13 protein-coding genes and 1 pseudogene are annotated in these 14,944 nt (G+C 55.3%); 9 read left to right on the top strand and 5 right to left on the bottom strand.

Going from position 1 to position 14,944, the window contains the following annotated elements:
* The first annotated feature begins 220 nt into the window (after positions 1 to 220).
* The 5 genes from gabP to AC1DWG_RS06355 all read left to right on the top strand — a co-directional run bounded on the left by gabP (position 221) and on the right by AC1DWG_RS06355 (position 5,837).
* Positions 221 to 1,621: a GABA permease gene (gene gabP / locus AC1DWG_RS06375; RefSeq protein ID WP_223550671.1), complete on the top strand. Its 1,401-nt coding sequence runs from the start codon at positions 221 to 223 to the stop codon at positions 1,619 to 1,621.
* A gap of 111 nt (positions 1,622 to 1,732) precedes the next feature.
* Positions 1,733 to 2,848 (top strand): choline metabolism transcriptional regulator GbdR, encoded by a 1,116-nt coding sequence (gene gbdR / locus AC1DWG_RS06370; protein WP_477765000.1) that lies wholly within the window; start codon positions 1,733 to 1,735, stop codon positions 2,846 to 2,848.
* A 72-nt stretch (positions 2,849 to 2,920) separates the two neighbouring features.
* On the top strand, positions 2,921 to 4,042 hold the full coding sequence (locus AC1DWG_RS06365) for a Re/Si-specific NAD(P)(+) transhydrogenase subunit alpha (protein WP_477787506.1): 1,122 nt from the start codon (positions 2,921 to 2,923) through the stop codon (positions 4,040 to 4,042).
* Between the two features lie 11 nt (positions 4,043 to 4,053).
* Positions 4,054 to 4,404 carry an NAD(P) transhydrogenase subunit alpha part 2 gene (locus AC1DWG_RS06360; protein ID WP_046042645.1) on the top strand — a complete coding sequence of 117 codons (351 nt, stop codon included), beginning with the start codon at positions 4,054 to 4,056 and terminating at the stop codon, positions 4,402 to 4,404.
* On the top strand, positions 4,401 to 5,837 hold the full coding sequence (locus AC1DWG_RS06355) for an NAD(P)(+) transhydrogenase (Re/Si-specific) subunit beta (RefSeq protein ID WP_477787505.1): 1,437 nt from the start codon (positions 4,401 to 4,403) through the stop codon (positions 5,835 to 5,837). Before AC1DWG_RS06360 ends, AC1DWG_RS06355 begins: the two co-directional genes overlap by 4 nt.
* 71 nt (positions 5,838 to 5,908) lie before the next feature.
* Here AC1DWG_RS06355 and AC1DWG_RS06350 read toward each other — a convergent pair whose 3' ends face one another.
* Both AC1DWG_RS06350 and AC1DWG_RS06345 read right to left on the bottom strand, forming a co-directional pair.
* Complete coding sequence (locus tag AC1DWG_RS06350; RefSeq protein WP_477787504.1) at positions 5,909 to 6,343, bottom strand: CBS domain-containing protein; 435 nt, start codon at positions 6,341 to 6,343, stop codon at positions 5,909 to 5,911.
* A 142-nt stretch (positions 6,344 to 6,485) separates the two neighbouring features.
* Positions 6,486 to 7,493, bottom strand: coding sequence for an AraC family transcriptional regulator (locus AC1DWG_RS06345; RefSeq protein WP_477787503.1), 1,008 nt, complete (start codon positions 7,491 to 7,493; stop codon positions 6,486 to 6,488).
* Between the two features lie 241 nt (positions 7,494 to 7,734).
* Between AC1DWG_RS06345 and antA the strand changes: the two genes are divergently transcribed.
* The 3 genes from antA to antC are packed head-to-tail and all read left to right on the top strand — an operon-like array spanning position 7,735 to position 10,660.
* On the top strand, positions 7,735 to 9,120 hold the full coding sequence (antA, locus tag AC1DWG_RS06340; RefSeq protein WP_477787502.1) for an anthranilate 1,2-dioxygenase large subunit: 1,386 nt from the start codon (positions 7,735 to 7,737) through the stop codon (positions 9,118 to 9,120).
* Between the two features lies 1 nt (position 9,121).
* Complete coding sequence (gene antB, locus AC1DWG_RS06335) at positions 9,122 to 9,610, top strand: anthranilate 1,2-dioxygenase small subunit (protein WP_477787501.1); 489 nt, start codon at positions 9,122 to 9,124, stop codon at positions 9,608 to 9,610.
* 18 nt (positions 9,611 to 9,628) lie between these two features.
* Positions 9,629 to 10,660, top strand: coding sequence for an anthranilate 1,2-dioxygenase electron transfer component AntC (antC, locus tag AC1DWG_RS06330; RefSeq protein WP_477787500.1), 1,032 nt, complete (start codon positions 9,629 to 9,631; stop codon positions 10,658 to 10,660).
* A 90-nt stretch (positions 10,661 to 10,750) separates the two neighbouring features.
* Here antC and AC1DWG_RS06325 read toward each other — a convergent pair whose 3' ends face one another.
* Together AC1DWG_RS06325 and AC1DWG_RS06320 are read right to left on the bottom strand one after the other, a co-directional pair.
* Positions 10,751 to 12,298 carry a methyl-accepting chemotaxis protein gene (locus AC1DWG_RS06325; protein ID WP_477787499.1) on the bottom strand — a complete coding sequence of 516 codons (1,548 nt, stop codon included), beginning with the start codon at positions 12,296 to 12,298 and terminating at the stop codon, positions 10,751 to 10,753.
* A gap of 96 nt (positions 12,299 to 12,394) precedes the next feature.
* Complete coding sequence (locus AC1DWG_RS06320; protein WP_477787498.1) at positions 12,395 to 13,342, bottom strand: SphA family protein; 948 nt, start codon at positions 13,340 to 13,342, stop codon at positions 12,395 to 12,397.
* A gap of 405 nt (positions 13,343 to 13,747) precedes the next feature.
* On the opposite strand from AC1DWG_RS06320, the pseudogene AC1DWG_RS06315 reads away from it, so the two are divergent.
* A pseudogene (locus tag AC1DWG_RS06315) lies at positions 13,748 to 14,337 on the top strand (SDR family NAD(P)-dependent oxidoreductase).
* Between the two features lie 55 nt (positions 14,338 to 14,392).
* Here the strand turns inward: AC1DWG_RS06315 and AC1DWG_RS06310 are convergent.
* On the bottom strand, positions 14,393 to 14,935 hold the full coding sequence (locus tag AC1DWG_RS06310) for a flavin reductase family protein (RefSeq protein WP_477787497.1): 543 nt from the start codon (positions 14,933 to 14,935) through the stop codon (positions 14,393 to 14,395).
* Positions 14,936 to 14,944: the final 9 nt, after the last annotated feature.

Raw genomic sequence — 14,944 nt, 5'->3', positions numbered from 1 at the left:
GTCGATATCAGGCACGGAGGTGGCGCGATCAGGTATCTGGATTGTCGGACAAGCCGGGTAAGGTGGCGCAACTTTTCACTGCGGTGGCCACATCGCGGTGACAGAGCATATAGAACAGTAGCGTTGAGGACTGTCGCTTTCAGGAGGGGCAACAGCAAGCCCCTGATCGCCTACCCCTCACTCAGAACGCTTGAATGTCGATCGCCAAAGAGTAAAACCAATGATTAGCCCGAGCTCCAAGGATTCGAATGGCCAATTGGCGCAGGGCTTCAAGCCTCGTCACGTCACAATGCTGTCAATCGCCGGTATCATCGGCGCCGGTTTATTCGTTGGCTCAGGACATGCCATTGCCGCTGCCGGGCCGGCCGTCCTCCTGGCCTATCTATTCTCAGGCCTGCTCGTCGTTCTGGTCATGCGCATGCTCGGTGAAATGGCGGTGGCCAACCCGGACACCGGTTCGTTCTCCACCTATGCCGACCAGGCAATAGGTCGTTGGGCAGGCTTCACCATCGGTTGGCTCTACTGGTGGTTCTGGGTGCTGGTGATCCCTATTGAAGCACTGGCCGCCGGCCATGTGTTGAACCAATGGTTTCCCCAGATCGATGCCTGGCTGTTCGCCCTGGTGTCGATCATTGCGTTGGTGATCACCAATCTGTTCAGTGTCTCCAAGTACGGCGAATTCGAATTCTGGTTCGCCATGGCCAAGGTGGTGGCGATCATCGGTTTCATCGGCGTGGGTTTTGCCGTGCTGATGGGCTGGGTGCCCGATCGGGAAGTCAGCGGATTGAGCGGACTGATGGCCGAGCATGGCGGATTTGCCCCCAACGGCCTGTCGGCGGTAGTCGGCGCTTTCATCACCATCATGTTCAGCTTCATTGGTACTGAAGCGGTCACCATCGCCGCCGCCGAATCCGACAACCCGTCGCAGAACATTGCCAAAGCCACGCGTTCGGTGATCTGGCGCATCGGCGTGTTCTACCTGTTGTCGATTTTCGTGGTTATCTCCGTGGTGCCCTGGAACGATCCGCTGCTGGCCTCGGTAGGCTCTTACCAGCGCGCACTGGAAATCATGAACATTCCCCACGCCAAGTTCATGGTGGACGTGGTGGTGCTGATCGCCGTGGCCAGTTGCATGAACTCCTCGATCTACATTGCCTCGCGAATGCTGTACTCGCTGGGCCGTCGTGGCGATGCGCCGAAAGCGCTGAAGGCGACCTCCTCCGAGGGCGTGCCGCGGGCAGCAGTCATCGCCAGCACCGTGCTGGGCGCAGCGATCACCGTGTGGAGCTACTTCATGCCCGCCGGGCTGTTTGACTTCCTGCTGGCCAGCTCCGGTGCGATTGCCTTGCTGGTGTACCTGGCCATTGCGGTGTCGCAGCTGCGTATGCGCCGGATGCTACGTCGGCAGAATGTCGAACTGGCCTTTCGTATGTGGCTGTTCCCGTGGCTCACATGGCTGGTGATCGCGTTCATTTGCGCAGCGTTGGCGGTCATGATGATAACCCCAGAGCACCGTAGCGAAGTGAGCTCGACCATTGGCCTGGCGCTGGCGATTTCCTTTATCGGTCTTGTGACATCGCGTCAGCCTGCGCGGGATGCAAGGGCGACGTCGGTGGGATAAAACCAAGGAGGTATTTGCGCCGAACCTGATACTCCCTACGCCGAGGCTGGGGGGTATTACAAGCCCCTGTGTCTGCGGCCGTAATCGCTCTTTGTGAGGACATGACCTCCGATGTCATCGAACTCCACCGTTTCCGACGGTACCGCTACAAAATCAGTTGGTTTTCTGCTGCTGGATAAATTCACACTGATTTCCCTGGCGTCAGCCGTAGAGCCACTGCGCATGGCCAATCAGTTGTCGGGGCGAGAGCTATATCGCTGGCATACGTTCAGCCCCGGTGGAGAGCCTGTCTGGGCCAGTGACGGCGTGCCGATCACGCCGGACGGTTCGTGGAGCAATCCATTAGTGGCGGACACTGTAATCGTGTGCGGTGGTGTTGGAATCCAGAGCGTGATTACCCGCGAGCACGTTACCTGGCTGCAAGCCCTTGCGCGTCAATCCAGACGGCTGGGAGGCGTGTGCACGGGCAGTTGGGCACTGGCCAAAGCCGGGCTGCTCGATGGTTATGAGTGCAGTGTGCACTGGGAGTTTCTGGCCGCCATGCAGGAAGCATTTCCGCGAGTCAGCATCAGTGCGAGTCTGTTCACCCTCGACCGAAACCGCTTCACAAGCTCCGGCGGAACGGCCCCTATGGACATGATGTTGCACCTGATCGGTCGCGATCATGGTCGTGAATTATCTGCTGCCATTTCGGAAATGTTTGTCTACGAGCGCATACGCAACGAACAGGACCATCAGCGTGTTCCGCTTAGGCATGTGCTGGGAACTCATCAGCCCAAGCTGCAGGAGATCGTTGCGTTGATGGAGGCCAACCTCGAGGAACCGCTCGACCTGGATAAGCTTGCAGAATACGTTGATCTGTCACGTCGACAGCTGGAGCGGCTATTTCAGAAATACCTTCACTGTACGCCGTCACGCTACTACTTGAGGTTACGTCTTGTTCGAGCGCGACAACTGCTTAAGCAAACATCATTGTCGATCATAGAGTTGGCGTATGTATGCGGTTTCGTGTCCACACCCCACTTTTCCAAATGCTATCGCGAGTACTTTGGTGTTCCACCCAGCGACGAGCGTTCCGGCTCTGAAATGAGTCGCATAGCGGCAACGCTTGCGACTACGCAGCAGTCATCGACCAGACCACTGACAGCACTCGACCAGGCACGAAACGAATCGACTTTTGCCAGTGTTCGAATGATTGATCGTTCCGATTTGGCGCAATCGTGCTGATCGGCCGTCCCTGCCGCCCCATTCATCCGTAGTGCATGGGTTTACTCAATAAGATCACGCAGGAGATTTGACGTGCACATTGGTGTTCCTCTCGAAACCCAGACCGGTGAAACACGGGTTGCTGCAACCCCGGAAACCATCAAGAAGCTGATCAGCCAGGGTCATAAGGTCACTGTACAAAGCGGCGCCGGCGTCAATGCCAGCGTAGTCGACAGTGCCTATGAAGCGGCAGGCGCAACCATTGGCAGCGCCAATGACGCGTTTGGTGCAGAGCTGATTTTGAAGGTGGTCGCGCCCAGCGACAGCGAGCTGGCGCTGATTAAAAGCGGCACCGTCGTGGTGGGGATGCTCAACCCGTTCAGCAACGAAACCATCGCCAAGMTGGCTGAGTGCGGTATTACCGCCTTCGCCCTGGAGGCCGCGCCGCGTACCTCCCGCGCACAGAGCCTGGATGTGCTGTCCTCGCAAGCCAACATCGCCGGCTATAAGGCGGTGTTGCTGGCCGCTCATCATTATCCRCGGTTCATGCCAATGCTGATGACCGCTGCGGGCACTGTGAAAGCAGCGCGCGTGCTGATTCTCGGCGCTGGTGTAGCGGGTTTGCAGGCCATCGCTACCGCGAAACGCCTGGGTGCGGTGATCGAAGCGTCTGACGTGCGTCCTGCGGTGAAAGAGCAGATCGAATCCCTCGGCGCCAAGTTCGTCGACGTRCCTTACGAGACCGATGAAGAGCGTGAATGCGCCGTCGGTGTCGGCGGTTACGCCCGCCCGATGCCGGCCAGCTGGATGCAGCGCCAGGCCGCGGCYGTRCACGAACGCGCCAAGCAGGCTGACATCGTCATCACCACCGCGCTGATTCCCGGCCGCAAGGCACCGACACTGCTAAGCGCGGAAACTGTGGCCCAGATGAAACCGGGCTCGGTGGTCATCGACCTCGCGGCCGCCCAGGGCGGTAACTGCCCGCTGACCGTGGCCGATCAGGTGGTCGTCGAAAATGGCGTGACCATCGTTGGCCCAACCAACCTGGCCAGCGCCGTGGCGGCCGATGCTTCGGCGCTGTACGCCCGCAACCTGCTGGACTTCATGAAACTGTTGTTCGATAAAGAAGGACAACTGGTGATCAACCTTGAAGACGATATCGTCGCCGCGTGCCTGATGTGCCGCGACGGCCAGATCGTGCGCAAGAACGGCTGAGGATAAAAACAATGGAAGACATGCTGATCTCTCACGGTATCTACAACCTGATCATCTTCGTGCTGGCGATYTATGTCGGCTACCACGTGGTCTGGAACGTCACACCGGCACTGCACACGCCACTGATGGCGGTGACCAAYGCCATCTCGGCCATCGTGATCGTCGGCGCCATGCTCGCCGCCGCCCTCACCGTGACCCCGCTGGGCAAGACCATGGGCACCCTGGCCGTGGCCCTGGCCGCGGTCAACGTGTTTGGTGGCTTCCTGGTGACCCGGCGCATGCTGGAAATGTTCAAGAAAAAAGCGGCCAAAGCTCCGGCTGCCAAGGCCGCCGCAGTCAAGGCCGAGGTGCAGCAAGCATGAGCATGAACCTGGTTACTTCCCTGTATTTGATCGCCTCGGTCTGCTTCATCCAGGCGCTCAAGGGCCTCTCGCACCCCACCACGTCGCGSCGYGGCAACCTGTTCGGCATGCTCGGCATGGGCCTGGCGATCCTCACCACGGTCGGCCTGATCTACAAGCTCGGCGCCGAGCTCGCSCAYGACGGTATCGTCTACGTGATCGTCGGCCTGCTGATCGGCGGCACGGCCGGTTCGATCATGGCCAAACGCGTCGAAATGACCAAGATGCCCGAACTGGTCGCCTTCATGCACAGCATGATCGGCCTGGCGGCGGTGTTCATCGCCGTGGCCGCCGTGGTCGAGCCGCAGTCGCTGGGTATCGTTGCGCAACTGGGTGACGCGATCCCGGCCGGTAACCGCCTGGAACTGTTCCTCGGTGCCGCCATCGGTGCAATCACCTTCTCCGGTTCGGTCATTGCCTTCGGCAAGCTSGCGGGCAAGTACAAGTTCCGCCTGTTCCAGGGTGCACCGGTACAGTTCAGTGGCCAGCACAAGCTGAACCTGCTGCTGGGCCTGACCACACTGGCCCTGGGCGTGACCTTCATGCTCACCGGCGACTACACYGCYTTCGCCGTGATGCTGGCGCTGGCCTTCGTGCTCGGCGTGCTGATCATCATCCCGATCGGGGGCGCCGACATGCCCGTGGTCGTGTCGATGCTCAACAGCTACTCCGGCTGGGCAGCGGCGGGCATCGGCTTCTCGCTGAACAACTCGATGCTGATCATCGCCGGTTCGCTGGTAGGCTCGAGCGGTGCGATCCTCTCGTACATCATGTGCAAGGCGATGAACCGCTCCTTCTTTAACGTGCTGCTCGGCGGTTTCGGCAATACGACGGATGCGGCCGGCCCGGCGGGTTCGAAAGAAGCCCGTCCGGTGAAATCCGGTTCGGCTGACGACGCGACCTTCCTGCTGACCAACGCCGACACCGTGATCATCGTGCCGGGCTACGGCCTGGCGGTMGCGCGGGCACAGCATGCGCTGAAGGAACTGACCGARAAGCTGACCCATCGCGGCGTGACCGTGAAGTAYGCGATCCACCCGGTTGCCGGTCGTATGCCCGGCCACATGAACGTGTTGCTGGCCGAGGCCGAAGTGCCTTACGACCAGGTGTTCGAGATGGACGACATCAACTCCGAGTTCGGCCAGGCCGACGTGGTGCTGGTGCTCGGTGCCAACGACGTGGTCAACCCGGCGGCGAAGAACGATCCGAAATCGCCGATTGCCGGCATGCCGATCCTCGAAGCGTTCAAGGCCAAGACCATCATCGTCAACAAACGCTCGATGGCCAGCGGCTATGCCGGCCTGGACAACGAACTGTTCTACCTGGATAAAACCATGATGGTGTTCGGCGACGCGAAAAAGGTCATCGAAGACATGGTCAAGGCCGTCGACTAACCTTCTGCGGCAAACAAAAACGCCCCGACTCGTCGGGGCGTTTTTGTTTGCGCAAATCGTCGGACTGGTAATTAGTGACCGCGAATATACTGTTCGAGTTGCAGAATCAGATCCGTTTGTTCTGTAATTGCAGCCTTGACCAGATCACCAATCGACAGCAAGCCAATTAGTTTTTCGTTTTCTACAACCGGCAGATGACGAAGATGACGTTCGGTCATGAGCCCCATGCAAGTCTCAATGCTCTGACAAGGGTCCACCGTTATCACGGGCGAACTCATAATCGACCTGATGGGTGTGCCCACCGAGGAACGTCCCTGCAGTACCATCTTGCGTGCGTAGTCTCGCTCACTGATAACACCGATAACAACGCCGTTCTCAACGACAGGAAGTGCTCCAACATTTCGTTCAGCCATCGTCCTGACAGCCTCAATGACCATTTGCTCAGGTGCAACGGTGTAAACGTTCCGCTCGGATTTTAAACAGACTAATTGCGCAACCGTTTTCATAATGGGCCTCTCTTGTTTTTATCACACGCAAGCACCCAACACTGGGCGCTCAGTCAGTTAACAACCCAACAGACAATAAAACCCGTTTGAATCTAAAGAAGAACTCCATCACTGAATCCAGCGCCAGGATCCGTCTTTGCGATCAATGCTTTCGACTCCGCTCAACGGTCTTCGATGGCACTTCCAAAAATAACTTTTTGTAGTCGGACGAGAAACGGCCCAAGTGGTTAAATCCCCACTGCATCGCCACCGCAGTAATGTTTCCACTGCATCCGCCCTCCAGTAACGCCTGTCTTACAGCTTCAAGCCGAAAACGCTTTAAATACACAGTCGGTGTGATGCCGAAATATTTCTTGAAGTCATCATAAAGCTTGAAGCGAGAGACACCCACCGCCCGTCCAACCTCGTCCAGATTGACTTCATCGCTGGCGTGATCATGTATGAGTTTCTTGGCTTTTAATAAGTATTCAGGACATCGAGTTTGCGAAAGGCTAGCCAATTCGCTCGAGTAATTGTTTGGCTGCGACAAGATCAAACCCTTTATCAACGCCTTTTCAATATCACGGGTAATGGATACATGACCAAAAAAATCACGTGCCTGATCCATCTCCACAAGCAGGAATTTTACCAGCCGCCACCATGCGCCCGGGGCTCCGTCACTTGTACTTATTTGGGTTTCGAAGACAATCGGCTGTTGCGTTGGCCGCTGTAACAGTTCCTCCAACACCTGGCGCATTGCTGTACACGTAATGGCGACCTGAATTTTTCGACAATTACCTGCCATAGAGAGTTCTTGCTGATCATAAGGCGATACGATTATTCCGTTTTCGCTATCGGACATCAGCAATCCATTTGGCCTTCTCAGTTCCTGCTTACCACTGATTGGTAGACTGATGCTGTAACTATTGAGTACCGACGCATCAATATCGATAGTGACATCGGTACCGTATTCGATATATCCAATCACTGTAGACATCGACTTCAATACATTTCCGGCATGTTGAAAATGGAGTCGCTGCGGGGACGATGCCTTGAGCTCGTGAGGGCCGCAGATATTCACCATCCAGGCTTGCGCACCTCGTACATCATGATGCACCGCATGAATGTCTTGAAATTCAGCATTGTTCCCGGCATGAGTTTGCAGATTCATCGCAGCACCACAAGAGTTACAGATCAGGCTACAACCGTACTTTCAACGCCCCGGAATCACTATCCGCATAATGCAAAAATCATCATGAAAACGCACAAAAGAAATCCGCCATGCATGTCTCATAAAGAGCGGGCCGTGCCACCTCAGAAGCGGATAGATATCGCCTCGAATCCGGATAGATGCACCACACAAAAAGGCTTTCAATCGGGGGGAGCCTAAAAACTACAAAAGGGTGTACCTGATGAACAACTCGAGAAGCATTGCGCAGTGGCAAGAATACATCCAGGGCTGCCTGGATTTCCGTCCGGCTGAAGGCATTTACCGCATCGCCCGTGACATGTTCACAGAGCCGGAACTGTTCGACCTGGAGATGGAACTGATCTTCGAGAAGAACTGGATCTACGCCTGCCACGAGAGTGAAATCGCCAACCCCAATGATTTCCTGACGATGCGTGCGGGTCGTCAGCCCATGATCATCACCCGCGATGGCAACAATCAGCTTCACGCGCTGATCAACGCTTGTCAGCATCGGGGCGCGACGCTGACTCGCGTCAGCAAAGGCAACCAGTCCACCTTCACGTGCCCGTTCCACGCCTGGTGTTACAAAAGTGACGGCCGCCTGGTCAAGGTCAAGGCCCCGGGGGAATACCCGGAAGGCTTCGACAAGGCAACCCGCGGCCTGAAGAAAGCACGGATCGAGAGCTACAAAGGCTTCGTCTTCATTAGCCTGGACGTCAACGGCAGCGACTCGCTGCAAGACTACCTCGGCGATGCAAAGGTGTTCTTCGACATGATGGTCGCCCAGTCTCCTACCGGCGAGTTGGAAATACTGCCCGGCAAGTCGACCTATAGCTACGACGGCAACTGGAAACTGCAGCACGAAAACGGTCTGGACGGTTATCACGTCAGCACCGTGCACTACAACTACGTCTCCACGGTGCAGCATCGCCAGCAAGTCAATGCCGCCAATGGCGGTGGCTCCAGCACACTGGACTACAGCAAACTGGGCGCCGGCGATGCAGAAACCGACGATGGCTGGTTCTCGTTCAAGAATGGCCACAGCCTCTTGTTCAGCGATATGCCCAACCCGACTGTGCGCGCCGGTTATGCCAGCGTCATGCCGCGACTGGTGGAGGAATACGGCCAGCAGCAGGCTGAGTGGATGATGCACCGACTGCGCAACCTCAACATCTACCCAAGCCTGTTCTTCATGGATCAGATCAGCTCGCAGCTGCGTATCGTGCGTCCGGTAGCCTGGAACAAGACAGAAATCACCAGCCAGTGCATCGGCGTCAAAGGTGAGTCCGACGCGGACCGGGAAAACCGCATTCGCCAGTTCGAAGACTTCTTCAACGTTTCAGGCATGGGAACTCCCGACGATCTGGTGGAGTTTCGTGAAGCCCAGCGCGGCTTCCAGGCACGCCTTGAGCGCTGGAACGAAGTGTCCCGCGGCAGTGAAAAATGGGTCGAAGGCCCCACTCCCAACAGCGAGGTCCTGGGCATCAACCCGGTACTGACCGGCACCGAGTTCACCCATGAGGGGCTCTACATCAATCAGCATGGATCCTGGCAGCGTTTCCTTCTGCAAGGTCTGGAACAAAAAGCCCTGAAGTTGAAGGAGGTGTGAAATGAGCGCACTACAACATTCCATCGAGCAGTTCCTCTACCGCAAAGCCGAACTGTGCGATCAGCAGGATTGGGACGCCTACATCGCCCTCTTCGATGAGCAGAGTGAATTCCACCTGCCGCAATGGGAGTCGGAGCATGTGTACACCACCGACCCCAAGCGCAGCATGTCGCTGATTTACTACTCGAACCGCTCTGGCCTTGAAGACCGGGTGTTTCGTCTGCGCACGGGTAAATCGGCGGCGTCAAACCCGATGCCGCGTACCTTGCATCAGATCAGCAACGTGCGGATCAGGGAGATCGATAACGGTTTGCTCGAGGTGAAGGCAGCCTGGGTCACACTTTACACCCGACAGGGGTTGTCCGAGCAGTTCTACGGTCATGTGACCTACCACCTTAAAGCGGTCGCAGACAGCTGGAAGATCACTCGCAAGCACATCGTGTTGCTCAACGACACCATCAACTCAGTGCTTGATTTCTATCACCTGTGACCCGTGGAGCACGCTGTCATGAACCATAAAGTCGCTTTCAGCTTCGCCGACGGCAAGACCTCGTTCTTCGAGGTCAAGCCAAACGAGTTGTTGCTCGACGCTGCGCTGCGCAATGGCGTGAACATCCCGCTGGACTGTCGCGAAGGTGTCTGCGGCACCTGTCAGGGGCGCTGCGAATCAGGTCAATACACTCAAGATTATGTCGATGACGAGGCTTTGTCCGAACACGATCTGGCGCAACGCAAGATGCTCTCTTGCCAAACCCGAGTGCAATCGGATGCGTCGTTCTATTTCGATTTCGATTCGAGCTTGTGCAACGCTGGGGCAACTCAATTGTTGCAAGCGGTGATTACCCGTGTGGAGCAGGTTTCAGCCACGACCGCGATCCTTCATCTCGACGCTTGCTCCAGCCAACAGCAGTTGGATTTTCTTCCGGGACAATACGCGCGACTGCACGTACCTGGAACCAGTGAGTGGCGCTCCTACTCTTTTGCCAACCGACCCAATCCCACTAACCAGCTTCAGTTTCTCATCCGCCTCCTGCCGGATGGCGTGATGAGCAACTTCATTCGTGAGCATTGCCAACCCGGTCAAACCATCGAGTTCGAAGCCCCTTTGGGTAGCTTTTATCTACGCCAGGTGACCAAGCCTCTGGTTCTGGTCGCAGGAGGAACCGGCCTGTCGGCTTTCCTCGGGATGCTGGATAACATTGCAGAAAAAGGTGGCTGTGGGCACCCGATCCAGCTGTTCTATGGTGTCACTCAGGACAATGACCTGTGCGAAACCCAACGACTGGCGGACTATCGCGAACGTATCGTGGATTTCGACTACCACCTCATCGTGTCGAGGCCGTCAGAGCAGTGGAAAGGGAAAACCGGATGGATTCCTGATCACTTTGACCGAAATGCGTTTGAGGCTGATCCATTCGATATTTACCTGTGCGGCCCTCCGCCAATGGTGGAAGCGGTCAAGACCTGGTTCATCGAACAGCGAATCGAAAAATTCCAGATGTTTTACGAGAAGTTCATCGAGAGCAATTCAAAACATTAAGAACCATGGGGGAGTATCTGGAATCGACCAGATACTCCCCCCGCTTTTTATCAACTGCCTGGCCCCGTTCAACTCCCCTTCGCTAAAGATTCAACGATCGAAACGCTCCGCCAGGTTTTTCAGAGCCTCGGCCTGAGACTTCAAGTCCTCACCAATTCTTTGACCGTCCAAAGCCTTATCGACGCTCTGTTTCGATAGCTCAGCCACTTGCAGAACCTGCTGTGACAAGCTCTCTACCACTTGCGATTGCTGCTCCATGGCAGAGGCGATCTGCATACTCATGCCCGATATTTGAGTCAACGAGGAATTCACTCCAGCCAGATTGCCTTGCACCGACATCACTTCACGAGTGCTGTGTCGCGCGAATTCTCGACCCTCGTCGGTCAGTTGGACGGTACGTTCGGTAGCATCACGCAGTTGCAGCAAGAGCGGTTGAATTTGCCGGGTTGCTTCTTGAGTACGTGTTGCCAGTTGCCGTACCTCGTCAGCAACAACACTGAACCCCCTACCCGCTTCGCCGGCGCGAGCGGCTTCAATGGCAGCATTCAAAGCCAGCAAATTAGTTTGTCCAGCAATCGAACTGATGATGTTGGTGATTGTGCCAATGGCCTCCGTGGAACTGGCCAACTGTTGGACTGCCACTGCAATATTCCCGACGGATGTACTGAGTTGCTGCATTGCGTCAAGGCTCTTGCCGGACAATTGCTCGCCATGGCTGGCGAGCCTGACAGCTTCTTGGGTGGCCAGATTCGTTGCCTGAACATTACTGGCGACCTCCTGGATAGTGGCTGCCAGTTCGCTGAGGGCGGTAACTGACAAGTCGGTTTCATCACGCTGACGTTCGAGACGCTGAGTCTCGGCCTGGATCAATTGGGCAAGCTCGACTACCTGCTGCTCAACGATGCCTCCAGTCGTTCCGATTCGCGACAACGCGCTTTGCAGGCGGCTTTCTTCTGCAACCAAGGCCATTTCCATTAACGCGGCAGCACCTGGCGCATCACTGTAAATATCGACAGTTAACGAATCGGCAAACGCTTTGGGATGGGCAACAAAAATCTGCGTGAGGGCACGGTTCTGTCGCCAATCCTGGAGGCCCGCCATAACGGCCAATCCAGCTACAACTCCAGCACTCTGGGCCCAAAAAGAATCCAGCTGCCAAAGACCTGCCGACAACAATAATCCCAGCGGCAAGCTCGGTAATGCAGACCCCACCAGTCGATTAAGGCGAGAACCCCACTGAAGAATTGCTCCACCAGTACTCAACCGTGAATAGAGCTTTTCAGCGCGCTCTGTCTGCACTTGCGATGGAGAGCAATAGACTGCTCCGTAGGCCTCAATCCCACCAGCGCCGAACACCGGTTTTATGTAAACGTTCAACCAATAGGTTGAGCCATCCTTACGCCGATTCTTCAACAGCCCCATCCAGGGCTTTCGTTGTTGCAGCGCACTCCAGAGACTACTGAAAATGTGTGCGGGCATATCAGGATGTTTAAGAAGACTGCTTGATTGATGCAACAACTCCTGACTTGTATACCCGCTAAGTTTGATAAAAGCTTCGCTACCGTGGGTAATGCGCCCCTGTAGGTCGGTACGGCATATCAGGACAGCATTGTCAGAGGAAGTACGAGGTGCGGACATGATTGAAAGGTCCCAAAAGGAAAAAAAAAGCCTGCCCATAAGGGCAGGCCGAGAGCAACAGTAGTAGGGTGCTATGGCACGATGACTGCGGCGGTCTTAAAAGTGATGAACATAGCGCACTTGCACACGACTCCCCTCTGGACGGTTCTCGACGTCCTGTTCGAAGTACGCGTTCAAAAACACATGATCGTCCTTGGAGAAGCTATACATTGCTCCCGGACCAATGGCCCATACCTTTTCACGACGGCCGGAAACCTCATGACCATCGACTTTGGTATCGGTGATTTGCTTTAGCCAATAGCCGTTAATACCCAGGCGCAGCTGCGGCGTCACCGCATACTCGGTCGCAAAGTTTGCATGCAGGGCTTGGCCAGCTTGAATATCATCAGCGCCACCAAACCCCGGTCCCGGATCATCATTCTTGCCGTTGTAAAGATAGTGAGCACGAACCGACGCTGTCCATTTTGGCGTAAACCAATAAGTAGCTGCCCAATAGGGGTCAAACGACCAGGCGTTGGCTCCGGGGTTGATGTCATGCTTATTGTCGTATTTGCCGGTCGGCACATTGACCTGCAACTCAATGCGGTGCACGAAACGAGGTCCATCAGGCCCCATGATCGGATCAAACTGGATCATCGGGCCTAACAGAAGATCACCCACACCACTTTGAGCCTTTAGCGCCGCATTATTCAGTCCGTCATCAACATCCATGCTGGTTACAAAAGGCAGCACAGCGTTCATGCCCAGAGTTGCATTACCCAAGCGAAGATCGGAAAAATAGCTGACTTGAGTCACTGCGACCTGAAAATCCAGTTCTTGTTTGGGCAAACCCAGTGCCTTGCCATTTTGATCTCGAAAACGATTAGCGCTGTAGTTCTGGAAGTATTCCTGAAAGTACCAACCCGGTCCGGCTGGCGGGGCGCCGTCGAGGAAACTGGTCAAACCCAGATTGACCACCGGCAAGTCATACGCCTGCGCAGGATTAACTCCCAAGAGGCCGGGGCCCAGCACGCACACCGATAGCAGTTTTATTTTTGTTTTCATAACGCTCTCCACTTGCAGCAAGGCTAAAGGCAGAGTAGTTGAACGTAGCAATATGTGCGTAAAGGCTATCCATTTACACATAACGTTGCCTCTCGGCACACCAACTACGCTTCAACAAATCTAAATACCCATAGGATGTTCAGCAGGCATTTGTGTTTTTAAAGCCACCATTTTTTTCATTGTGCGGCTGATCAGATCATGATCACCGCCCTTCTTTCTGACTATCCGCCAACTGCAGGGGTCATCCGATATGCGCAAATAAAACCAATCGGTCATGTGTTTCAGGCGACGGATTTCTCTCCTGCATTTAAAATACCCAGCTGCTTGTAAGGCAGGCTTCGGTTTCACTTGGATAAGCGGCTATAGAGTTCTTCAGCGACTATCAGAGAGCGTTAACAACTTCATATGAATAGCAAAAGAAAAATTGCACTTGTAACGGGTGCTGGACAGAACACCGGACGGGGTATCGCCCTTCGCTTGGCCAAGGAAGGGGCCGATATAGTGTTGGTCGATAAAGACGCAGCGCCGCTCAACGATACAGCCGATGAGATCACCGCAACAGGTCGTCGTGTGTCAGTTTTCTTGACCGATATCACCAGACGGGAACAACTTCGTGACGCCGTCGATCATGCTGAAAAATATTTGGCAACTTCGACATCATGGTAAACAACCCCGGCTTTGAGAGAGAAGACGCAGACGCTGATATAGGCTATGAAGAAGCCCAACGACTGATCAATCACAGTATTCAAAGCACATTGTGGGGAATTCAGGTCGCGGCGGATAAATTTCGTCAGCGACGCCAAAAAGGCACGATCATCAATATATCGTCCAGTGCCGGCCATGAGAATTCGTCTTTGGTGGATATCCACACCGCGTCCAAAATGGCTGTGCGTGTGTTGACTCAAGCCGCATCCAAAGAGCTGGCCACGGACGGAATAATGGTTACTCTGCAATGCTTTGGAACCATTATTCCTGCAGCAAGATACGTGTCATAACAATAGGCATGCTTCGCCGCTCGAGAAAGACCGGCGAAGCTCGACAACTTCCGACTTATCGGCTCAAGCCAGGATGTTGCGCAGCCACTCGATACTGCCCACCGTGAAACACCAGCGGGTCACCTCCACCTTGGCGATAGTGTTCGATTTGTCCAAGGAAGATCAGATGGTCACCCCCTTCATACTGGGTGACATTACGGCAGACCAGCGTGGCGATCACGCCATCGAGAAGCGGCACTCCAGACTCTCCAGCCTTGAAAGCCACCCCGGAAAACTTGTCTGGCGCAGGTCGCGCAAAACGTCCGGAAATATCATGCTGATCAGCGCCCAGAACGTTGATCGCAAAATGATCGCACGACAGGTAGTCCGCCAGACTCGGAGCGTTGCGAGCAATACTCCAAAGCACCAGCGGCGGATCGAGTGAGACCGACGAAAAAGAATTAGCGGTCATACCAACATTGCGCCCGTCGGTTGTACGTGTAGTGATAACGGTCACGCCCGTGGCAAATTGCCCGAGCAAATTTCGCAGTTCGCGTGGATCGCTGTCCTGCGCATTGACCAGATCAGGCTGGATAGATTCTACGGTAAGTGCATTCATGATGAACTC

Source organism: Pseudomonas sp. P4_B3 (assembly GCF_056402295.1).
Note: the sequence above shows the minus strand (reverse complement) of the source record. Positions and strands in the feature narration are given on the sequence as shown.